18 protein-coding genes are annotated in these 20,291 nt (G+C 58.8%); 10 read left to right on the forward strand and 8 right to left on the reverse strand.

What is annotated here, in order from left to right; all coding sequences use genetic code 11:
- Nucleotides 1-4 precede the first annotated feature (4 nt).
- The 5 genes from PMI16_RS20555 to PMI16_RS20575 all read left to right on the forward strand — a co-directional run bounded on the left by PMI16_RS20555 (nucleotide 5) and on the right by PMI16_RS20575 (nucleotide 4,283).
- On the forward strand, nucleotides 5-649 hold the full coding sequence (locus PMI16_RS20555) for an SPOR domain-containing protein (protein ID WP_007883134.1): 645 nt from the start codon (nucleotides 5-7) through the stop codon (nucleotides 647-649).
- An 87-nt stretch (nucleotides 650-736) separates the two neighbouring features.
- Nucleotides 737-1,447, forward strand: coding sequence for a thiol:disulfide interchange protein DsbA/DsbL (locus tag PMI16_RS20560; protein ID WP_007883137.1), 711 nt, complete (start codon nucleotides 737-739; stop codon nucleotides 1,445-1,447).
- Between the two features lie 135 nt (nucleotides 1,448-1,582).
- On the forward strand, nucleotides 1,583-2,356 hold the full coding sequence (locus PMI16_RS20565) for an SDR family oxidoreductase (protein ID WP_007883138.1): 774 nt from the start codon (nucleotides 1,583-1,585) through the stop codon (nucleotides 2,354-2,356).
- Between the two features lie 24 nt (nucleotides 2,357-2,380).
- Nucleotides 2,381-3,334: a methionyl-tRNA formyltransferase gene (gene fmt, locus PMI16_RS20570; protein ID WP_007883139.1), complete on the forward strand. Its 954-nt coding sequence runs from the start codon at nucleotides 2,381-2,383 to the stop codon at nucleotides 3,332-3,334.
- Between the two features lie 43 nt (nucleotides 3,335-3,377).
- Nucleotides 3,378-4,283 (forward strand): LysR family transcriptional regulator, encoded by a 906-nt coding sequence (locus PMI16_RS20575; RefSeq protein WP_007883140.1) that lies wholly within the window; start codon nucleotides 3,378-3,380, stop codon nucleotides 4,281-4,283.
- Nucleotides 4,284-4,345: 62 nt separating this feature from the next.
- Here PMI16_RS20575 and PMI16_RS20580 read toward each other — a convergent pair whose 3' ends face one another.
- From PMI16_RS20580 to PMI16_RS20595, 4 genes are all read right to left on the reverse strand, one after another.
- Nucleotides 4,346-4,795 (reverse strand): cupin domain-containing protein, encoded by a 450-nt coding sequence (locus PMI16_RS20580; protein WP_007883143.1) that lies wholly within the window; start codon nucleotides 4,793-4,795, stop codon nucleotides 4,346-4,348.
- 53 nt (nucleotides 4,796-4,848) lie between these two features.
- Complete coding sequence (locus tag PMI16_RS20585) at nucleotides 4,849-5,460, reverse strand: cysteine hydrolase family protein (protein ID WP_007883144.1); 612 nt, start codon at nucleotides 5,458-5,460, stop codon at nucleotides 4,849-4,851.
- A 193-nt stretch (nucleotides 5,461-5,653) separates the two neighbouring features.
- Nucleotides 5,654-6,439: a glycosyltransferase family 2 protein gene (locus PMI16_RS20590; RefSeq protein WP_007883146.1), complete on the reverse strand. Its 786-nt coding sequence runs from the start codon at nucleotides 6,437-6,439 to the stop codon at nucleotides 5,654-5,656.
- A 143-nt stretch (nucleotides 6,440-6,582) separates the two neighbouring features.
- Nucleotides 6,583-7,146 carry a phosphorylase family protein gene (locus PMI16_RS20595; protein WP_007883148.1) on the reverse strand — a complete coding sequence of 188 codons (564 nt, stop codon included), beginning with the start codon at nucleotides 7,144-7,146 and terminating at the stop codon, nucleotides 6,583-6,585.
- A 162-nt stretch (nucleotides 7,147-7,308) separates the two neighbouring features.
- Here PMI16_RS20595 and metH point away from each other — a divergent pair, with 162 nt between their 5' ends.
- The 4 genes from metH (at nucleotide 7,309) to PMI16_RS20615 (ending at nucleotide 13,721) form a co-directional block, all read left to right on the forward strand.
- Complete coding sequence (gene metH / locus PMI16_RS20600; protein WP_007883154.1) at nucleotides 7,309-11,055, forward strand: methionine synthase; 3,747 nt, start codon at nucleotides 7,309-7,311, stop codon at nucleotides 11,053-11,055.
- A gap of 66 nt (nucleotides 11,056-11,121) precedes the next feature.
- Nucleotides 11,122-11,397, forward strand: coding sequence for a hypothetical protein (locus PMI16_RS20605; protein ID WP_007883155.1), 276 nt, complete (start codon nucleotides 11,122-11,124; stop codon nucleotides 11,395-11,397).
- A gap of 246 nt (nucleotides 11,398-11,643) precedes the next feature.
- Complete coding sequence (locus PMI16_RS20610) at nucleotides 11,644-12,918, forward strand: MFS transporter (RefSeq protein ID WP_007883157.1); 1,275 nt, start codon at nucleotides 11,644-11,646, stop codon at nucleotides 12,916-12,918.
- A 122-nt stretch (nucleotides 12,919-13,040) separates the two neighbouring features.
- Nucleotides 13,041-13,721, forward strand: coding sequence for a MarC family protein (locus PMI16_RS20615; protein WP_007883165.1), 681 nt, complete (start codon nucleotides 13,041-13,043; stop codon nucleotides 13,719-13,721).
- A gap of 15 nt (nucleotides 13,722-13,736) precedes the next feature.
- Here PMI16_RS20615 and PMI16_RS20620 read toward each other — a convergent pair whose 3' ends face one another.
- The 4 genes from PMI16_RS20620 to PMI16_RS20635 all read right to left on the reverse strand — a co-directional run bounded on the left by PMI16_RS20620 (nucleotide 13,737) and on the right by PMI16_RS20635 (nucleotide 19,195).
- A complete protein-coding gene (locus PMI16_RS20620) occupies nucleotides 13,737-14,351 on the reverse strand; it encodes an LON peptidase substrate-binding domain-containing protein (protein WP_007883171.1) in 615 nt (204 codons plus the stop codon).
- 35 nt (nucleotides 14,352-14,386) lie between these two features.
- Nucleotides 14,387-15,928 carry a SpoVR family protein gene (locus PMI16_RS20625; RefSeq protein WP_007883173.1) on the reverse strand — a complete coding sequence of 514 codons (1,542 nt, stop codon included), beginning with the start codon at nucleotides 15,926-15,928 and terminating at the stop codon, nucleotides 14,387-14,389.
- Nucleotides 15,925-17,190 carry a YeaH/YhbH family protein gene (locus PMI16_RS20630; RefSeq protein WP_007883174.1) on the reverse strand — a complete coding sequence of 422 codons (1,266 nt, stop codon included), beginning with the start codon at nucleotides 17,188-17,190 and terminating at the stop codon, nucleotides 15,925-15,927. Before PMI16_RS20630 ends, PMI16_RS20625 begins: the two co-directional genes overlap by 4 nt.
- An 82-nt stretch (nucleotides 17,191-17,272) precedes the next feature.
- On the reverse strand, nucleotides 17,273-19,195 hold the full coding sequence (locus PMI16_RS20635) for a PrkA family serine protein kinase (RefSeq protein ID WP_007883175.1): 1,923 nt from the start codon (nucleotides 19,193-19,195) through the stop codon (nucleotides 17,273-17,275).
- Nucleotides 19,196-20,136: 941 nt separating this feature from the next.
- On the opposite strand from PMI16_RS20635, the gene rpmH reads away from it, so the two are divergent.
- The gene (rpmH, locus tag PMI16_RS25460) at nucleotides 20,137-20,274 is read left to right on the forward strand and encodes a 50S ribosomal protein L34 (RefSeq protein ID WP_006461360.1); all 138 of its coding nucleotides are present in this window, start codon (nucleotides 20,137-20,139) and stop codon (nucleotides 20,272-20,274) included.
- Nucleotides 20,275-20,291: the final 17 nt, after the last annotated feature.

Consider the following 20,291-nt stretch of genomic DNA (forward strand, 5'->3'; position numbering starts at 1 on the left):
GCAGATGAATACACAAGTGAAACAACACCAACCGAATCTTCGCAAGCAAGCCGGCGGCACCTTTCTCGGTCTCATTCTCGGTCTCATCGTCGGCCTCGGCATTGCCGTCGTGGTGGCGCTGATGATCACCAAGTCGCCGATCCCCTTCGTCAACAAGGTGACCAAGCAGGAACGCACCGAACTGTCGCCGGGCCAGGCCGCCGATCCGAACAAGCCGCTCTACGGCAACAAGGACGTCGCCAAGGAAGCGCCGCCGGCGCCGAAGGATCCGGATCAGAAGCCTGCTCCCGACGCCAAGAAGCCGGACACGCCGGCAGCGCCGCCAAAGACTGCCGACGTGCCGAAAGACAAGGACAAGCTGGCCGCCATCACCAAGGATCAACCTGCCAAATCCGAGAACGCCGCCGACGACAAGTGGACCTATTTCCTGCAGACCGGCGCCTTCCGCGAGCAGGCCGACGCCGAGAATGCGCGCGCCAAGCTGGCGCTGCTGGGATTCGAAGCCAAGGTCAGCGAACGTCCGTCCGACAACGGTACCTTGTACCGTGTGCGTATCGGCCCCATCGGACAATCGGAAACAGTGAACCGGATGCGCAGCAAGTTGTCTGACAGCGGCATCGATGCCGCCATCGTGCGCATTCCAAAATAATTTTTATTGATCGTTTATTTGCGCTTCGCCACTGTCGTTTTTGTTTGTTTCGACAGCGGCTGCGCACCTTGAGAAGGGGTTAAGTTCATGCGTTTGTTCCGTCATGCTCTCGCTGCCATCAGCCTGGGTTTGCTGGCCGTTTCGGCCGGCGCGTCTCCTGCCAATCCGCAAAACGGCACCGATTATCGTACGCTGGAGCAAGCCCAGCCGACCGATTCCGGCAAGAAGATCGAAGTCACCGAATTCTTCTGGTACAGCTGCCCGCACTGCGCGGCCTTTGATCCGTCGCTGAGCGCCTGGGTCAAAAAGCAGGGCGACAAGATTGTCTTCAAGCAAGTGCCGGTGGCCTTCCGCGAGTCTTTCATCCCTCAGCAAAAGCTCTACTACACGCTGGAAGCCATGGGCAAGACTGCTGAAATGAATCCAAAGATTTTCCAAGCCATCCACGTCGATCATCAGCGCGTCGACACCGACAAGACCATCCTGGAATTCATCGAAAAACAAGGCATCGACAAGCAGAAGTTCCTCGATTTGTACAACTCCTTCGGCATCCAGACCAAGATTCGCCGTGCGTCCCAGTTGCAGGAAGCCTACAAGATCGACGGCGTGCCGACGATTGCCATCGACGGCCGTTTCCTGACCTCGCCTTCGATTGCCGGTTCCTCGATGGCCAATCAGCCGGAATCGATGCAGCAGGCCGCCTCCCTGCAAGTCATGGATCATCTGGTGGCCAAGCTGATTGCAGAAAAGGGCAGCGAAAAAGCCGCCGAGCCGGCCAAGGCCAGCAAGAAGAAGTAAGCTTCAACGTACCGAACACGGTCCGTCGCTCGCGAGAGGACGGGCCGTTTTTATTGGCGTCGCCGTCGTATGATCGTCTCGCCCGCATCATTGCAGTGTTGCATCGTTGTGAACTGTCAAACTGAGAGGAATTCCATGCAGCGTGTCTTCATCACCGGCGCATCCAGCGGCATCGGCGCCGCATTGGCGAAAGCCTACGCGCAGCAGGGCGCCGTGCTCGGCCTGGTCGCGCGGCGCAAGGAAACGCTGGAGCAGATCCGCGCCGGCCTGGCCAATGCCGAACGCCATCATCTCTACGCGTTGGATGTCACCGATCACGCCGCTTTGCACCGGGCCGCGCAGGACTTCATCAGCGCAACGGGCGGCGCCGACGTGGTGATCGCCAACGCCGGCATTTCGCAGGGCACGCTGACCGAATACGTCGAAGACATTCCCGTCTTCGAACGCATCATCGCCACCAACGTGACCGCCACCGTCGCCACCTTCCATCCCTTCATCGCCGCCATGAAAGCCTCGCCGCAGCCGCAGCAATGCCGGCTGGTCGGCATCGGCAGCGTCGCCGGCATTCGCGGCCTGCCCGGCGCGGAGGCGTATAGTGCATCGAAGGCGGCGGTGATCAGCTATTGCGAATCGCTGCGCGTCGAATTGCGCGCCAGCGGCATCAAGGTCGTGACGATTGCGCCGGGTTACATCGACACGCCGATGACGCAGGTCAATCACTACCGCATGCCTTTCCTGATGCCGGTGGAAAAATTCGCCGCGCGGGCATTGGCGACCATCGCGGCAGGCGACAGCTATCGCGTGATCCCGTGGCAAATGGGCGTGGTCGCCAAAATGCTGCGCCTGTTGCCCAATAGCGTCTACGACTTTGCGTTTTCCAAGGCGCCGCACAAGAAACGCCATCTTTGAACGACTCTGAACGATCAACAAGCCATGAAAATCATCTACGCCGGAACTCCCGAATTCGCCGCCGCCGCGCTGGAAGCGCTGTACGCAGCAGGCCACGACATCACGCTGGTCCTGACCCAGCCTGATCGCCCTGCCGGCCGCGGCATGCAACTGCATGCTTCGCCGGTCAAGCAATGCGCCGTCGCGCACGGCACGCCGGTGGCGCAGCCGGTATCGCTGCGCCTGGACGGAAAATATCCCGAGGTCGCGCGCGAGGCGCATGAGCTGCTGCGCAATACACCGCACGACGTCATGATCGTCGCTGCCTACGGCTTGATTCTGCCGCGCAGCGTGCTGGATATTCCGCGCCTGGGCTGCATCAATATCCATGGTTCCCTGCTGCCGCGCTGGCGCGGCGCCGCGCCTATCCATCGCGCCATCGAAGCCGGCGACAGCGAAACCGGCATCACCATCATGCAAATGGAAGAGGGGCTGGACACCGGTCCCATGCTGCTCATCGAATCCCTGCCGATTGCCGTGACCGACACCACCGGCAGCCTGCACGACAAGCTCGCCGCATTGGGCGCGAAGATGATCGTCGATGCCGTTCAAAAGCTGGAGCAGGGCCAATTGCCGGCAACGCCGCAACCGGAAGAAGGCGCCAACTACGCCGCCAAGATCAGCAAGGAAGAAGCCGCGCTCGACTTCACCCAGACGGCGCCAGTGCTGGCGCGCAAGATTCGTGCGTTCAATCCCTTCCCCGGCGCTTCGGCGCAGTGCGGCGACGTCACGGTCAAGCTGTGGCAGGCGCAAGCCATCGACGAAACGACCTCGGCCGCGCCGGGCAGCATCCTCGCCGCCAATGCCCATGACGGCGTTAAAGTCGCCTGCGGCGCCGGCGTGCTGCAGGTCACGGAATTGCAAAAACCTGGCGGCAAGCGTTTGCCCGCAGCGGAATTCCTCAAGGGATTTCCACTGGCGGACGGCGTATTTCGATAGATAGCCGAGGCGACCGATAAATGTTACGGTGAAAGGGGGACTCATGGATCAACTGGCGGCAATGCGCATCTTCAGGCGCGTGGTCGAAAGCGGCGGTTTTTCCGCGGCGGCCGATGCACTGGATATTTCTCATACGGTCGTCTCGCGCCAGGTGCGCCAGCTGGAAGACCTGCTCGGCGCACAGTTGCTCAACCGGACCACGCGGCGCTTTTCCCTGACCGAGGTCGGGCAGTTGTACTACCAGCGCTGCGTCGACATCATCGATCAGGTGGAAGACGCCACGCGCGTCGTTTCTCATCATCAGGCACGCCCTGCAGGCGTGTTGCGCATCAACGCGCCGATGGTGTTCGGCACGCTGGAGGTGCCGAACTGGCTGCCGCAATTCATGCAGGCTTATCCGGAACTGAAGGTGGACCTGGTGTGTAACGATCGCTTCGTCGATCTCATCAGCGAAGAATTCGACGTCGGCCTGCGCATCACGCACAGCCTGCCCGATTCGACGCTGGTCGCCAAGCGGCTGGCGATCAGCGACATGGCCCTGGTCGCCTCGCCGGCCTATCTGAAAAAGCACGGCGTGCCGCGCGAACCCGGAGATCTGTTGCAGCACAACTACCTGGCGTATTCGCTGGCGCTGCAGACCACCGAACTGGTGTTCGTCGGACCTGACGGCAAAGAGCAGCTGGTGAGCCTGGGCGGCAACGTACAAGCCAATACAGGCCTGATCGTCTGCGCGGCGGCGCGCGCCGGCATGGGCTTGACGGCATCGGCGACGTTCGTCGTGCATGAGGATATCAAGCGCGGCGACCTGGTGGAAGTCATGCCTGAATATCGTTTGAAGTCGCGCGATCTTTACGTGTTGTATCCGCAGAATCACCATCTCTCGCCGAAGGTGCGCGCTTTTGTCGATTTTTTGACGGTTTATTACGCGACGCCGCGCTGGGAATTCTGAACCGCCGGAAAGAAAAAAGGCTGCACCCGAAAAGGTGCAGCCTTTTTTATGACAATGCGAACTTACTTCTTTTCAACCGGCACCAGGTCGAAATGATCGTCCTGGTATTGGAACAACAGGCAGTCTTCGGCCTTGGTGCAACCGCTGTAGTGCGGCATGTTCGCAGGCAGGTTATAGAAAGAACCGGCCGGGTACTCAATGCGCTTGCCGTCGATGACCGCATAGAAAGTGCCCTTGAGCACGACGGTCGGCAGATTGCGTGTATGCAGGTGATATGGATTGTCCTTGCCGGCGGGGAAAATCACGAAGGCGTCATAAGGCCCCTTGCCGGTGATGCTGCCGCGCAGGTCTGCAACCTTGATGCCGCCGGTGCCTGGCAACTCACGCCACTTCAGGTCGGTCGTCGGGAATGAGGCCAGCGGCTGCGGCACGGCCTTGGTCGTTTTTGCCACGCCGGTTGTTGCGATGCCGGCCGCGGCCAGGAGCAGGAGTGCTGTTGCGAGATGTTTCATGGTGATTATCCTTAAGTAAGAGTGGGCAAACCGGCGTTGCCGCCGGGTTTGTCTTATTGCACTGCCAATTCCAGAACGGCATTGGTGCTCAGGACATCGCCGAAGGTATCGGCAACCGTTGTCAGTGCGGTGCGATGCAGGACGTCATGGGCAATCACGCCGCCGCCAGGCGCGTCGATGTCGCGCGTTGCCGAGGCATCGGACACGACAATCACGTCGTAACCGGCAGGGGAAGCATCGCGGGCGGCGCCGGCGACGCAAGCGTGCGTCATCAGGCCGCTGATGATCAGCGTCTTGATGCCGGCGGCTTTCAGGCTCGCATCGATATCGGTGGTAGGGAACACGCTGACCGAGCTTTTTTGCACCAAGGTATGGTGGGCTGCAGGCTGGATGTCCTTGTGGATGGCAACCGTGTCGCCGTCAATGGCAAAGACCGGTGTGCCGGCTGGCGTGACGTGCTGTACGTGAAACACAGGCATCTTGTGCCGGTCGGCGAAAGCGATCAGACGTTTGGCGTTGTTCAGTGCAGCGATGCCGTCGGGAATCGGCATCTTGCCGGTGAAGTATTCGTTCTGGAAATCGATCACCAGCAGCGCGGTGCTGGCAGCTTGCAGTGCGGCCGGCGCGGAAGCGCCGGCGATGGTGCGAATGGTGGGATGCGACATGTTTTCTTCTCCTGTGGTGATAAGCGACAGGACGAAGAATAGGCGGGATGTTGCGCGGCCGACAGTAGCGCGGCGTCACAAGATATGTGCGCAATCGGCACATATGGGCGTCACCGTTTTTCCGCGATTGTTCCGGCGGGGACAGGCTTGCATGTCGTTGAGGATGGTGTCCGCAGCAAGGAGGATGGGTTTGTCAGAGTAATTCTTGCGGCAAATCGAATCCAAGCTGCCTCAGCATGTCTTTCCTGCGGGCTTTGATGGTGTCGTCCGGGATAGGCCATTTCCGATAAATCGATACAAAGTCGAGTGCAATCGATCCGCTCGATTTGGCGTCGTTGTTTCTGCTTTCGCCTTCGTTGATATGCACGACCGGACCGGAAATATTGAGATGGTTGAAGTCGTGTTTCAGCACCAGCGATAGCAGATAGTCCCAGTCTTCATGGCTGTTCAGATTTGCATCGACGCGATGCATTTTAGCCATTGCCGCAGGCAAGATGATCGCATTGTTGGGGATGAAATTGCAGACCAGCAGCGAACCGATCTCGGTGTCGCCGAGGTTCATTTCGGTGGAGGAGATCGTCTGGATTTCTTGCGGCGAACGGAGCTCTTTCAACTGCGTGTAGTTGACGTAATTGACGGCGTCGTTGCGGAAACCCACGGTATCGGCGATATCGGCGAGATAGTTCTCGCGAAAGCTGTCGTCGTCGTCCAGATAGAGGATGTAGCTGCCTTTGGCGTGGTAGACGCCGGCATTGCGGGTCTCCGCCGGACCCTTGACATGGGGCAGGACCAGGAAAATATCGTCTTCGCGCAGAAAGCGGGCGGCCGTTTCTTTGGTTTCCAGGCTGCCTTCGTCGGCCACCAGGACGATTTCGAAATCGGTGAATGTCTGGGCGAGCAAGGATCTCAGCGCTCGCGTCAGTGTTTGCGGTCTTTTGTGCGTGGTGACCACAATGGAAAACAAAGGTGTTTTATTCATGACTCAGTCGGGTTGATTTCTGCGAGATCGTACAATGGCGAGAATCCAGTTTCTCACGGCTTCCCCCTCTGAATCCTTGCGATTTCAGGGGAAAAGCCGCTGTATTCATGGTTTTGCACGCTTTTGCGAAACTCTTTTGCGTATCAATCCGCAAGAATCCGGTCCAAGGTCCGCCAAAACAGCTCCGCGCCACGATGCACGTTGTCGTTCCAGTGATCGGCTGCATCCTCATCGGCGGAATCGGTGATGAACTTGAATGCACGCCAAGGCACCCCATATCGATGGCAGGTGTGAGCGATGGCGAATAGTTCCATGTCGACAACATCCACGCCTTGTTCGACCAGCCATGGATCGCTGGCGGTGACGAAGCTGTCGCCGGTTCCGCAAATGGCGTTGCCGTGGCCCGAGGCGTAACTGTTCGGTTCGTCAGACAACGGCGTGACGCCGCGCGCGGCCAGTGGGATCGCCAGCATGTCGCGCTGGATGACGCTGGCGATGTCCAGAAGGCCGTCCACTGCGGGATTGATCTTGCCGGCGGTACCAAAGTTGACAATCAGCTGCGGCTGGCGCTGCAGGATGGCGGCGGTGGCCGTCGCGGCGGCGTTGATCTTGCCGACCCCGGTATAGATGACTTCAACGCCGTCGGGAGCATCGGCGGCGTTCAGTTCGGAGGCGAGGGCGGTCAGGATCAGGATTTTCTGGGTCATGGTTCTATAAAAAGGTAACGGTAGATTGGGTCAAGTCAGCAGGGGCCGGCCGGGCGTTTCACGTATAATTTCAAGACTTTACCGATTGAACGAACCCGGCATGCTGCGTGACCGGGTTTTTGCATTGGGTTATTGCATTATTTCATACTGAAGAACCGAGCCATGAAGCCAAACGATCTGTGCCAAACCGAACTGCTGTTGCGCGACCTGATGTCGCAGCGCATCCTTATTCTGGATGGCGCGATGGGCACCATGATCCAGCAATACAAGCTGACGGAAGAGGACTATCGCGGCGAGCGCTTCAAGGACTTCAGCGTGCCGGGAAAGGAGTTGTTCGTCAAGGGTAACAATGAGTTGCTGAGCCTGACCCGGCCGCACATCATCCAGGAAATTCACGAGAAATACCTGGCGGCCGGCGCGGACCTGATCGAGACCAATACCTTCGGCGCCACCGGCGTCGCGCAGGATGACTACCACATGGCGCATCTCGTCTACGAGATGAACGTGCAATCGGCCAAGCTGGCGCGCGCCGCCTGCGACAAGTATTCAACGCCCGACAAGCCGCGCTTTGTCGCCGGCGCGCTCGGCCCGACGCCGAAGACCGCCTCGATTTCTCCGGACGTCAACGATCCCGCCGCGCGCAACGTCACCTTCGATCAACTGGTGACGTCGTATCTGGAGCAGACGCGCGCGCTGGTCGAAGGCGGCGCCGACGTGCTGCTGGTCGAAACCATTTTCGACACGCTCAACTGCAAAGCGGCGTTGTTTGCGATCGACATGTTCTTTGAAGAGTCAGGCAAGCGTCTGCCGATCATGATTTCCGGCACAGTCACCGACGCGTCGGGGCGCATCCTGTCCGGCCAGACCGTGCCGGCCTTCTGGCATTCGATCCGCCACGCGCGGCCACTGACCGTCGGCCTGAACTGCGCACTGGGCGCAGCGCTGATGCGTCCTTATGCCGAAGAGTTGTCCAAGATCGCCGACACCTTCGTCTGTATTTATCCGAACGCGGGTTTGCCCAATCCGATGAGCGATACCGGTTTCGACGAGACCCCGGACGTCACGTCCTCGTTGCTTAAGGACTTCGCCGAAAGCGGCTTCGTCAATGTCGCCGGCGGCTGCTGCGGCACCACGCCCGCGCACATCAAGGCGATTGCCGACACGGTGGCAACGATTGCGCCGCGCAAGGTCCCGGAAGGCAAGCACGAAATGCTGCTGTCGGGTCTGGAACCCTTCATCATCAACGAAGACTCCCTGTATGTGAACGTCGGCGAGCGCACCAATGTCACCGGTTCCAAGGCGTTCGCGCGCCTGATTCTCAATGAGCAGTACGACGAAGCGCTGGCCGTCGCGCGCCAGCAGGTTGAGAACGGCGCGCAGATCATCGACATCAACATGGACGAAGCGATGCTCGATTCGCAGGCGGCCATGACGCGCTTCCTCAACCTGATCGCTTCCGAGCCGGACATCGCGCGCGTGCCGATCATGATCGACTCGTCCAAGTGGTCGGTCATCGAAGCCGGGCTCAAGTGCGTGCAGGGCAAGGCCATCGTCAATTCGATTTCGATGAAGGAAGGCGAAGAGAAATTCCTGCACGAAGCCAAGCTGTGCCGTCGCTACGGCGCAGCCGTGATCGTCATGGCCTTCGACGAAGTCGGCCAGGCCGACACCTTCGAACGCAAGATTGAAATCTGCGAGCGCGCCTATCGCCTGCTGGTCGACAAGGTCGGTTTCCCGCCGGAAGATATCGTGTTCGATCCGAACATTTTTGCCGTCGCGACCGGTATCGAAGAACACAACAACTACGCCGTCGACTTCATCGAAGCGACGCGCTGGATCCACCAGAACCTGCCCTACGCCAAGATCAGCGGCGGCGTGTCCAACGTCAGCTTCAGCTTCCGCGGCAACGACCCGGCGCGTGAAGCGATTCACACGGTGTTCCTGTATCACGCGATCCAGGCCGGCATGACCATGGGCATCGTCAATGCCGGCATGATCGGTGTCTACGACGACCTGCCTGCCGAGTTGCGCGACGCCGTCGAAGACGTGGTGCTGAACCGCCGTCCGGATGCGACCGAACGCATGATCGAGATCGCCGCTACCCTGAAAGCCGGCGACAAGAAGGAAGAAGCCACGCTGGAATGGCGCGGCGAACCGGTCGAAAAACGTCTCGCCCATGCGCTGGTGCACGGCATCACGCAATGGATCGTCGAAGACACCGAAGAAGCGCGCCAGAATCTGTTGAAGAGCGGCGGCCGTCCGATCCACGTGATCGAAGGCCCGCTGATGGACGGCATGAACGTGGTCGGCGATCTGTTCGGCCAGGGCAAGATGTTCCTGCCGCAGGTGGTGAAGTCGGCGCGCGTGATGAAGCAGGCCGTGGCGCATCTGATTCCCTTCATCGAAGAAGAGAAGCGTCTGATTGAACAGGAAACCGGCGTGGTCGCCAAGCCCAAGGGCAAGATCGTCATTGCGACGGTCAAGGGCGACGTCCACGACATCGGCAAGAACATCGTCTCGGTGGTCCTGCAATGCAACAATTTCGAAGTCGTCAACATGGGTGTGATGGTGCCGTGCTCGCAAATCCTGGCCAAGGCCAAGGAAGAGAACGCCGACATCATCGGCCTGTCCGGCCTGATTACGCCGTCGTTGGAAGAGATGGCCTACGTCGCCAAGGAAATGCAACGCGACAGCTACTTCAGCGGCGTCAAGATGCCTTTGCTGATCGGCGGCGCCACCACTTCGCGCGCACACACTGCGGTCAAGATCGCGCCGAACTATTCCGGTCCGGTGGTCTATGTGCCGGACGCTTCGCGCGCCGTGTCGGTGGCGCAGTCGCTGCTGACGCCCGAGAGCAAGGATCAATACATCGCCGACATCGCGACCGACTACGAACGTATCCGCGAGCAGCACGCCAACAAGAAGGCGGTGCCGCTGGTACCGATCGCGGCGGCGCGCGACAACAAGATGCAGCTGGAATTCGCACCGGTCAAACCGAAGTTCATCGGCCGTCGGGTGTTCAGGAACGTGGACCTGGCGACGCTGGCCAAATACATCGACTGGGGCCCGTTCTTCCAGACCTGGGATCTGGCCGGTCCGTATCCGGCGATTCTGAAAGACGAAGTCGTGGGTGAAGCCGCCACCAAGGTATTCGAAGAAGCGCAGGCGCTGTTGAAGAAAGTCATCGACGGCCGCTGGCTCACCGCCAACGGCATCGTCTCGCTGTTGCCGGCCAATACCGTCAACGATGACGACATCGAGATCTATACCGACGACACGCGCACGCAAGTAGCATTGACTTACTACGGCGTGCGCCAGCAGACCGAGAAGCCGGTGATCGACGGCGTGGCGCGTCCGAACCAGTGCCTGGCCGACTTCATCGCGCCGAAGGAATCCGGCATCGCCGACTACATCGGCATGTTCGCGGTGACTTCCGGTCTCGGTATCGAGAAGTACGAGAAGCGTTTTGAAGATGCGCACGACGACTATTCCTCGATCATGCTGAAGGCGCTGGCCGATCGCCTGGCCGAAGCCTTCGCCGAATATCTGCACGAGCGCGTGCGTACCGATCTGTGGGGCTATGTGTCGCAGGAGTCGTTGACTGCCGAAGAGCTGATCAAGGAAAAATACGTCGGTATCCGTCCTGCCGCCGGCTATCCGGCGTGCCCGGAACACACGGTCAAGGCCGAGGCCTTCAAGGTCATGCAGTGCGACGAGATCGGCATGAGCGTCACCGAGTCGTATGCGATGTTCCCTGGCGCATCGGTGTCGGGCTTCTACTTCGCGCATCCGGAATCGAAGTACTTCGTGGTCGGCAAGATCGGCGACGATCAGGTGACCGACATGGCCGAGCGCCGCGGCGTCGCCAAGGAAGACGTGGAACGCTGGCTGGCGCCGAACTTGTCCTGATGGCTGTTGTTACGTACTCTTTTATTTAATTTTCTATTTCGTTTCCTCATTTTCTTTTCTTGCGCCATGATCGATTCCGCCGACAACGTCACCCACATGTTGCCCGTCACCGGGCCGATGCGCCTGAATTTTCATACCGATCAGCCGGATGCGGCACGCGTTTTCGTCGCCGATCTGAATCAGGACTTGCTGGGCGACTGGATCGTCACGCTGAGCTGGACCGGCAAGCCGCAAGTCCGCGGCGGCGGCCGTGTCACGGTGGTCAACGATCAGGAAGCCGGCTTCAAGATGATCCAGAAGATCGCGCAGAAGAAAGAAAAAAGCGGCTATCGGCTGGTATGAGCGCCACAAGAATGCACGTCGGAAATACACCGTCATTCAGCTAAAAACGCGCAGGAATATTCCTGCGCGTTTTCGCTTTCGGGGCCTTGGCAGCACCCTTGTTCGTCTCGTGTTAGGCTGTCCCCCGCCGTGTTCTGACGAAAGCGTTGTCGTATTGATCAATATCGCATTGCTCATCCCGCGCTGACCGCTTCATCATCTCCACGGCAGGAGACCAGGACAATCAACGAGACGGAGAACCCGCGCGTGACTTTCACCCCAACTGCACCACACAATCATCCACCGTCGGAAACCGACTCCTCCTACGCCGTCGTGCGCCTGCTGATCACGCTGGTGCTGATGGTCATCGGCGCCAGCGGCATGTATGTCGTGGCCGTCGTGCTGCCGGCCGTGCAGGCGGAATTCGGCGTCGCACGCGGCGTGGCGTCGATGCCTTATACCTTGTCGATGATCGGCTTCGGCATCGGCGGCATGCTCATGGGCAAACTGGCGGATCGTTTCGGCGTGATGATCCCCTTGCTGGTGGGCGCAGTCTGTCTGGGACTCGGTTTCATCCTCGCGGCCATGGCGCCGAACATTATTGTCTTCACATTGGCGCATGGTTTGCTGATCGGTTTATGCGGCAGCTCGGCGACGTTTTCGCCGTTGATCGCCGACACCTCGCTGTGGTTCGTGCGCCGTCGCGGCATCGCCGTGGCAGTCTGCGCCAGCGGCAACTATCTGGGCGGCGCCATCTGGCCGCCTGTCGTGCAGCACTTTGTCGAGACGGTCGGCTGGCGTCAGACGTATATTGGCTTGGGTATCGTCTGCTTCATCGTCATGGGCGGCCTGGCCTTGCTGATGCGTCGTCGTCCGCCGATTGCTACGATGGCGGTAGCGCGCGGTGCTGTCGATCTGTCGTCCGAGCGGCCCTTCGGTTTGACCATGGGCAAAGCGCAGCTATTGCTGTGCGTGGCCGGCGTGGCCTGTTGCGTGGCGATGGCGATGCCGCAGGTGCATATCGTCGCGTACTGCGGCGACCTTGGCTACGGCGCGGCGCGCGGCGCGCAAATGCTGTCGCTGATGCTGGCCTGCGGCGTGGTCAGCCGTCTGATCTCGGGGCTGATCTGCGATCGCATCGGCGGCCTGCGCACGCTGTTGCTGGGTTCGGCCTTGCAGGGCATTGCCTTGCTGCTGTTCCTGCCTTTCGACGGATTGGCGTCGCTGTATGTCATCTCGGCACTGTTCGGCCTGTTCCAGGGCGGCATCGTGCCGTCCTACGCGATCATCGTGCGCGAATACTTCCCGGCGCGTGAAGCCGGCGGCCGGGTGGGCGCCGTCATCATGTGCACCATGCTCGGCATGGCGCTGGGAGGCTGGATGTCGGGACAGATTTTCGATCTGACCGGCTCTTACCACGCCGCCTTCCTCAACGGCATTCTCTGGAATTTGCTCAACTTCAGTATCGGTTTCTTCTTGCTGAGGCGGACATTGCGCAAGAATGACGACAGCAGCGGCAGTCTGCAAGGCGCAAGCGCATGAGGATCAGGCGAGAAACATGCGTTTGATTTAGCGGCGCGCCTGCATTACGCTATCGGCATTGCAGGCAACCGCCTGCGAGCGTTTGCCTTTCTCTGCTGGTCTTCGCGCCGGAAAGCTCCTTCATGCTGATCATTTTTCTCAAGGCCGTCCTGCTGATTCCGGTGACCTTGCTGCCGATCCTTAATCCTTTCGGCATTGCGCCGGTCTTCGCCAATCTGCTCGGCGATGTGCCGCGCCAGGTGGAGAAGCGCGTTGCGCGCCAGGTCGCCATCAATTGCTGGTTCCTGCTGGTCGGCGCCATTTTCATCGGCTCGCATGTGCTGACTTTCTTCGGCATCTCCTTGCCTATCGTGCGAATCGGCGGCGGACTTTTGGTGGCGGTGTCGGGCTGGCGCCTGCTGAGCGACAACGAGCATGAATCGTCGATCAAGACGCAGGTCGCCAAAACCTATGACGACGAATCCAATGAAGAACTCAAGGCGCGCAGTTTTTATCCGATCAGCTTCCCGCTGACGGTCGGCCCCGGCACGATTGCGGCTTCGATCACCCTGGGTGCGAACACGCCGGCGCGGCTGGTGGACTGGGTCATGTCGATCGGCAGCGCTGCGCTGGGATCGGCGCTGACGGTGCTGGTGGTGTATCTGTGTTACCGCTCGGCCAACAAGATCGTGAGTTTGCTGGGACGGTTGGGCACCATGGTGGTGCTGCGTTTGTCCGCCTTCATCCTGTTGTGCATCGGGATACAGATTTTCTGGTCCGGTTTCACCGGCCTGCTGGTCGAAACCGGCTTGCTGCCGCCCTGAACAAATCCAAGAATCTCAGTGCAGCAGGCCGCGCTCGCCGAGCAAGTCTTGCACCAGTTCCAGACGCAGCACCGGATTGTCGAGCGCGAGCAGGTTTTGTTTTTGTTCCACGCTCATCGGCAGCATCTCGCTCCAGCGATTGGCGACCCAGCCGCAATCGTCGAGCCGGTAAGGCGATGCGACCGGGATGTCGCTTTCCGGAATCGAATGATTCTTCAGCGACGCCAGCAGGTTCATCAAGGCCGTCACGGTGTTTTGCAATTCTTCCGGCACGGCCACGGTCTGGTCTTTTTCCAGCGGTTCGACCTGGGCCATCCACAGACCGTGCTTGAGCTGTTCCTTGGAGGTCACGCGAAAACGCGTGGTGCCGCTGCAGGAAATACGCAACAGGCCCTGCACCGGCGCCGACCATTCATTGATATGCGCCAGCGTGCCGACGGAGACGAAGGTTTCCACCTGGCCGGGCCGGCGTACTTCATTGCCCGACGTCAGCGCGACGACGCCGAACGAGGTGCCGTTGGCGATGCACTTGTTGATCATGTCCAGATAGCGCACTTCAAAGATCTGCAGTGGAAGACGACCGTCCGGAAAGAGCGCAGAGCCCAGCGGAAAAAGCGGGATGGTGTTCATGAACTGGATTTGCCGGATGATGTTCAAAAGCGCACCTAAGTTCGCAAGACATAACGGTTGTCGCTGATGCATTCATAGCGCTGCACGATGTAGCCGTTGTCGTCGACGCTTTCCAGGTAGACGTCGAACTGCCACAGCCGCGCCATGTGACGCAGGACTTCATTGGTGCTGTCGCCCAGCGAGCGGCCGTCGCTGCGGAAGTGGCGCAAGGTCAGGCTGCGGTTGCCGCGCGTATTGACCGACCACACCTGGATATTGGGTTCGCGATGGTTGATGTCGTACTGGCGCGACAAGGCTTGCCGCACATATTGATAGCCGCTTTGATTGTGAATCGCCGAGACTTCCAGCTCGCTGCGGCTCTCATCGTCGAGCACGGCGAACATGCGCATGTCGCGCATCAGCTTGGGCGACAGGTATTGCGCGACGAAGCTTTCGTCCTTGAAGTTGCGCATGACGTAGTGCAGCGTGTCCAGCCAGTTGCTGCCGGCCATGTCGGGAAACCATTCCTTGTCTTCGTCGGTCGGGTTTTCGCAGATGCGGCGGATATCGCTCATCATCGAAAAGCCCAGCGCATACGGATTGATGCCGTTGTAATACGGCTTGGTGATCGGCGGCTGGAACACCACGTTGCTGTGCGAGTGCAGGAATTCCATCATGAAGCTGTCGGTCAGCTTGCCCTGGTCGTACATGGTGTTGAGCAGGGTGTAATGCCAGAACGTCGCCCAGCCTTCGTTCATGACCTGGGTTTGTCGTTGCGGGTAAAAATACTGACCGACCTTGCGCACGATGCGGATGACCTCACGCTCCCACGATTCCAGCAGCGGCGCATTCTTTTCGGCGAAATACAGCAGGTTCTCCTGCGGTTCCGGCGGAAAGCGTTCTTCGACCTGGGCGGCGGCGGTTTCCTTCTTCGCCGGCAAGGTACGCCACAATTCATTGACCTGGGATTGCGCATAGGCTTCGCGTTCTTGCTGCTGGGCGCGCTCTTGCGCCAGCGACAGCCGTTGCGGGCGCTTGTAGCGGTCGACGCCGTAATTCATCAACGCATGGCAGGAATCGAGCAACTCCTCGACGCGGTCGAAACCATGGCGTTCTTCGCATTCGGCGATATAGCTCTTGGCGTAGACCAGGTAATCGATGATGGCGCTGGCGTCGGTCCACAGCTGGAACAGATAGTTGCCCTTGAAAAACGAATTGTGCCCATACGCCGCGTGCGCCACCACCAGCGCCTGCATGGTCATCGTGTTCTCTTCCATCAGATAGGCGATGCAGGGATTGGAATTGATCACGATTTCGTAAGCAAGACCCATCTGGCCGCGCTTGTAGTCGCGTTCCGTGGCGAGGAAGTGCTTGCCGAACGACCAGTGGCGATAGTTGACCGGCATGCCGGAGGAAGCGTAAGCGTCCATCATCTGCTCGGCCGAGATGATTTCCAGCTGGATCGGATAGATATCCAGTTTGTAGCTTGCCGCCACCTTGGCGATTTCTTCGTTGTAGCGCTCGATCAGCTCGAAGCTCCAGTCCGAAGGGCAAGGCAGGGGATCATGTTTGATCGGCGTGTTCAGTCGCGTATTCATGCATGGACCTGCTTTTCAAAAAGTTCGCGGAAGACGGGATAGATTTCAGCAGCCGATTGCACTTTCTTCATCGCAAAATGCGGATGTTCGGCCAACAGTTGCGTGTACTCGGTCCACAGATTCTGTTCCGGTTCGGCCACCTGGATATAGGCGAAGTAGCGGCACATCGGCAGGATGGCTTCTTCCAGGATGCTCCGGCATTTCGGCGAATCGTCGTTCCAGTTGTCGCCGTCGGATGCCTGGGCGCCGTAGATATTCCATTCGCTGGCCGGGTAGCGCGTCTTGATGATGTCCTGCATCAGTTCCAGTGCGCTCGACACCACGGTGCCGCCGCTTTCCTGCGAATGGAAGAAAGTGTCCTCATCGACCTCGTCGGCACGCGTGTGATGGCGGATGAAGACGACTTCGATGTGTTCATAGTTGCGTGTCAGGAACAGGTAAAGCAGGATGAAGAAGCGTTTCGACAGATCCTTGCGCTGTTCGTCCATCGAGCCCGACACGTCCATCACGCAAAACATCACGGCGCGGCTCGACGGTTGCGGCTGGCGCACGCGATTGACGTAGCGCAGATCGAACGGATCGATGAAAGGGATGCGCCAGATGCGGCCCTTGAGGTGATGGATTTCTTCTTCCAGCAGCAGGATTTCCGGGCGCTTGTCGGCGGGATCCTTTTGCAGGTCGCACAGTTGTTCTTCCAGTTCGCGCAGTTTGGCGACAAGGGGGCCGCCCAGCGCAATGCGCCGGCCCAGCGAGCTGCGCAGCGAACGCACGATGTCGATGTTGTTGGGCGAACCGTCGACCGAATAACCGGCGCGCATGTTCTTCCAGTTGGGGATCGACATCAGATTGGTCTGGATCAGGCGCGGCAATTCCAGGTCTTCGAAGAAGTACTGCATGAATTCTTCGCGCGACAACTCGAAGGTGAAGTCGTCCTGGCCCTCGCCCTCATTGCTGGCGGTGCTGCCGCCATCGCCGGAACCGCCGCTGCGGCGCGGAATGCGGTCGCCTTGCAGATAGTCCTGATTGCCCGGATGCACGATTTCGCGCTTGCCGCCGCGGCCGTGGTGGAAGGCCGGTTCGGAAATATCCTTGCGCGGAATGCTGATGCTCTTGGAGTTTTCGATATCCTTGATACTGCGGTCGCGCACCGCTTCGGTAACGGAACGACGGATATCGCTGCGGAAGCGGCGTAGAAACCGCTCCCGGTTGGCGATGCTTTTGTTCTTGCCAGCTAGCCTACGGTCGATGATCTGATGCAACAAATCCGTTCTCCTGCTGGTGGTACAGCCGGGCGGGTTGCTGTTAGCTGACGCGTTCTGTCATCGGCAACCCGCGTTTCCTGGTTCAAGAGGATTTGCGCACGCGCAAATACCATTCGCACAGCAAGCGCACCTGCTTCGGCGTGTAGCCCTTGCTGACCATGCGGTTGACGAAATCTTCGTGCTTTTGCATTTCTTCGGTCGAACCCTTGGCGTTGAAGGAAATCACCGGCAGCAGATCCTCGGTGTTGGAGAACATCTTCTTCTCGATCACCACGCGCAGTTTTTCGTAACTGGTCCACAGCGGATTCTTGCCGCCGTTGTTGACGCGTGCGCGCAGGACGAAATTGACGATTTCGTTGCGGAAATCCTTCGGATTGCTGATGCCGGCCGGTTTCTCGATCTTTTCCAGTTCCGCATTCAGGGAGGCGCGATCGAAACTCTCTCCCGTGTCGTGGTCGCGGAACTCCTGGTCCTGGATCCAGAAGTCGGCGTAGGTGACGTAACGGTCGAATACGTTCTGGCCGTATTCGGAATACGACTCCAGATAGGCGGTCTGGATTTCCTTGCCGATGAATTCGGCATAGCGCGAGGCCAGCGTGTCCTTGACGAAGGACAGGTATTTTTGCTCCTGCTCGGGCGGGAACTGCTCGCGCTCGATCTGTTGCTCCAGCACGTACATCAGATGCACCGGATTGGCGGCGACTTCGGTGGTGTCGAAGTTGAACACGCGCGAGAGGATCTTGAACGCGAAGCGCGTCGAGATGCCGGTCATGCCTTCGTCGACGCCGGCGTAGTCGCGGTATTCCTGATACGACTTGGCCTTGGGGTCGGTGTCTTTGAGGTTCTCGCCGTCATACACCTGCATCTTGGAAATCAGGCTGGAGTTTTCCGGCTCGCCCAGGCGCGTGAGGATGGAGAATTGCGCCATCATCTTCAGCGTGCCCGGCGCGCAGATGGCCTTGGCCAGCGAGGAGGTGCGGATCAGTTTTTCGTAGATGCGGATTTCTTCCGATACGCGCAGGCAATACGGCACCTTGACGATGTAGATACGGTCGAGCAGCGCTTCGTTGTTCTTGTTGTTGCGGAAGGCTTTCCACTCCGATTCGTTGGAGTGGGCCAGGATGACGCCGTCGAACGGAATCGCGCCGAAGCCTTCGGTGCCCTTGAAGTTGCCTTCCTGGGTCGCGGTCAGAAGTGGGTGCAGGACCTTGATCGGCGCCTTGAACATTTCGACGAATTCCAGCAAGCCCTGGTTTGACAGGCACAGGCCGCCGGAGTAGCTGTAGGCGTCGGCGTCGTCCTGCGAGTATTGCTCGAGCTTGCGGATGTCGACCTTGCCGACCAGCGTGGAAATATCCTGGTTGTTTTCGTCGCCCGGCTCGGTCTTGGAAATCGCGATCTGGCGCAGGATCGACGGATAGCGCTTGACCACGCGGAACTGGCGGATGTCGCCGTTGAATTCGTGCAGGCGTTTGACGGCCCACGGGCTCAGGATGGATTTGAGGTAGCGGCGCGGAATGCCGAACTGTTCTTCCAGGATTTGTCCGTCTTCTTCGTAATCGAACAGGCCCAGCGGCGATTCATTGACCGGCGAACCCTTGATCGAATAGAAGGGAATGTGCTCCATGAGCTGTTTCAGGCGTTCGGCGATGGACGACTTGCCGCCGCCGACCGGACCCAGCAGATACAGGATCTGCTTCTTTTCTTCCAGTCCTTGGGCGGCATGGCGGAAGTAGGCAACGACTTGTTCGATGACTTCTTCCGCGCCGTAGAACTCCTTGAAGGCGGGATAGACCTTGATCACCTTGTTGGCGAACAAGCGGGACAAACGGGGATCTTCGCGAGTGTCGACCTTCTCTGGGTCGCCAATCGCCATCAGCATGCGTTCTGCCGCCGATGCATACACAGCCGGATCGTTCTTGCAAAGACTCAGGTATTCTTCGAGCGAAAATTCTTCTTCTCTGGTTTTGTCAAAGCGACTCGCAAAGCTGCTGTAGATATCCATACCACCTCCGTAACTTCAATGAGACAACAAATTGAATACGTGCGTTATGTTCTTAGATTTATCGACCGCGTTTCCTGAGTACTGCTGCTGATCGTTTTCACTATCGTGCGCGCGCCTGAATTTTTCAACGCTGCGGGCTTATTCTAGTTCGACCAGAAAATCAAATTTTCGTTTTTATTCTATTCCTTTTTTACAGAAGCAATGTGCCGCATTTGCTTTCAGCGTACTGCGAAATCATTTTCTTATATTCAAAAGCACCTGCCATTTTTGCAGCCATCTTTTCGATATGCCGCAGCACCTGTTTTTCGTGCGCGATTTGCGTGTTCGTCCCTGTTCTCTAAATGGTTGAGCGAGAGTGTCGGTTGACGTCGACGGCAGATTTGTCCGGCAGGCGCGCAAGCGGATCGGAGCCGGGCTTGCGGGTGGTTTTGCGATCGTTTTCTGCGGGACGTTTCCATGCCCGATGGCGATGCAAGTTTGGTGCCGGGTGGCGAGGAGGGCGGCGGTGCGGCCGGCAGATACGCCTGGCATATTTTCCGGAGTTGCCGCATCGCATGTTTTTATTGTTGCTTTCCTGCCATGTGACCTGCGCACAACGCCGTCGCTGATAGTCTTTGTTTTATGTGTTTTATCTTTTCGATAGCAAAAAGCGCGTTCCCTCAGGGCAGACCCTTGCTTCTTACCATGGACAAGGCGACAACAGGGCTCGCGAGCTTGCCCGTCCGGAAAGGCGAAAGTAGATAAGTCATTGACAAACAAGTGAAAAATGCAGTCTAATTCAGGGTTCACCATCCGTTGAATTGCGTTCGTGCTGTGGCCTTGCGGTTTCGGCTCTCAAATGTCTCTCAGATCCATATAAAGAGACACGCGCAGAAAAACAGAAATTCCGCGGAGATTCCGAAGTATTTTTGCCGATTATTGATTAAGTAAGCGAGTCCAACATGAAACGTACCTACCAACCTTCCGTCGTGCGTCGTAAGCGTACCCACGGTTTCCGCGCCCGCATGGCAACCCGTGGTGGCCGCGCCGTGATCAACGCACGCCGCGCCAAGGGCCGCAAGCGTCTGGCAGCTGTTTAATATCAGCACCATACAAC

The organism is Herbaspirillum sp. CF444 (genome assembly GCF_000282135.1).
Classification (GTDB): Bacteria; Pseudomonadota; Gammaproteobacteria; order Burkholderiales; family Burkholderiaceae_D; genus Herbaspirillum.

Excerpts from the sequence above, each read along its gene's own strand:
- PMI16_RS20560 (WP_007883137.1), top strand. The coding sequence starts at position 737 with ATGCGTTTGTTCCGTCATGCTCTCGCTGCCATCAGCCTGGGTTTGCTG.
- metH (WP_007883154.1), top strand. The coding sequence starts at position 7,309 with ATGAAGCCAAACGATCTGTGCCAAACCGAACTGCTGTTGCGCGACCTG.
- PMI16_RS20565 (WP_007883138.1), top strand. The coding sequence starts at position 1,583 with ATGCAGCGTGTCTTCATCACCGGCGCATCCAGCGGCATCGGCGCCGCA.
- PMI16_RS20635 (WP_007883175.1), bottom strand. The coding sequence starts at position 19,195 with ATGGATATCTACAGCAGCTTTGCGAGTCGCTTTGACAAAACCAGAGAA.
- PMI16_RS20625 (WP_007883173.1), bottom strand. The coding sequence starts at position 15,928 with ATGAATACGCGACTGAACACGCCGATCAAACATGATCCCCTGCCTTGC.
- PMI16_RS20555 (WP_007883134.1), top strand. The coding sequence starts at position 5 with ATGAATACACAAGTGAAACAACACCAACCGAATCTTCGCAAGCAAGCC.
- PMI16_RS20620 (WP_007883171.1), bottom strand. The coding sequence starts at position 14,351 with ATGAACACCATCCCGCTTTTTCCGCTGGGCTCTGCGCTCTTTCCGGAC.
- fmt (WP_007883139.1), top strand. The coding sequence starts at position 2,381 with ATGAAAATCATCTACGCCGGAACTCCCGAATTCGCCGCCGCCGCGCTG.
- PMI16_RS20605 (WP_007883155.1), top strand. The coding sequence starts at position 11,122 with ATGATCGATTCCGCCGACAACGTCACCCACATGTTGCCCGTCACCGGG.
- rpmH (WP_006461360.1), top strand. The coding sequence starts at position 20,137 with ATGAAACGTACCTACCAACCTTCCGTCGTGCGTCGTAAGCGTACCCAC.
- PMI16_RS20590 (WP_007883146.1), bottom strand. The coding sequence starts at position 6,439 with ATGAATAAAACACCTTTGTTTTCCATTGTGGTCACCACGCACAAAAGA.
- PMI16_RS20575 (WP_007883140.1), top strand. The coding sequence starts at position 3,378 with ATGGATCAACTGGCGGCAATGCGCATCTTCAGGCGCGTGGTCGAAAGC.
- PMI16_RS20585 (WP_007883144.1), bottom strand. The coding sequence starts at position 5,460 with ATGTCGCATCCCACCATTCGCACCATCGCCGGCGCTTCCGCGCCGGCC.
- PMI16_RS20615 (WP_007883165.1), top strand. The coding sequence starts at position 13,041 with ATGCTGATCATTTTTCTCAAGGCCGTCCTGCTGATTCCGGTGACCTTG.
- PMI16_RS20580 (WP_007883143.1), bottom strand. The coding sequence starts at position 4,795 with ATGAAACATCTCGCAACAGCACTCCTGCTCCTGGCCGCGGCCGGCATC.
- PMI16_RS20595 (WP_007883148.1), bottom strand. The coding sequence starts at position 7,146 with ATGACCCAGAAAATCCTGATCCTGACCGCCCTCGCCTCCGAACTGAAC.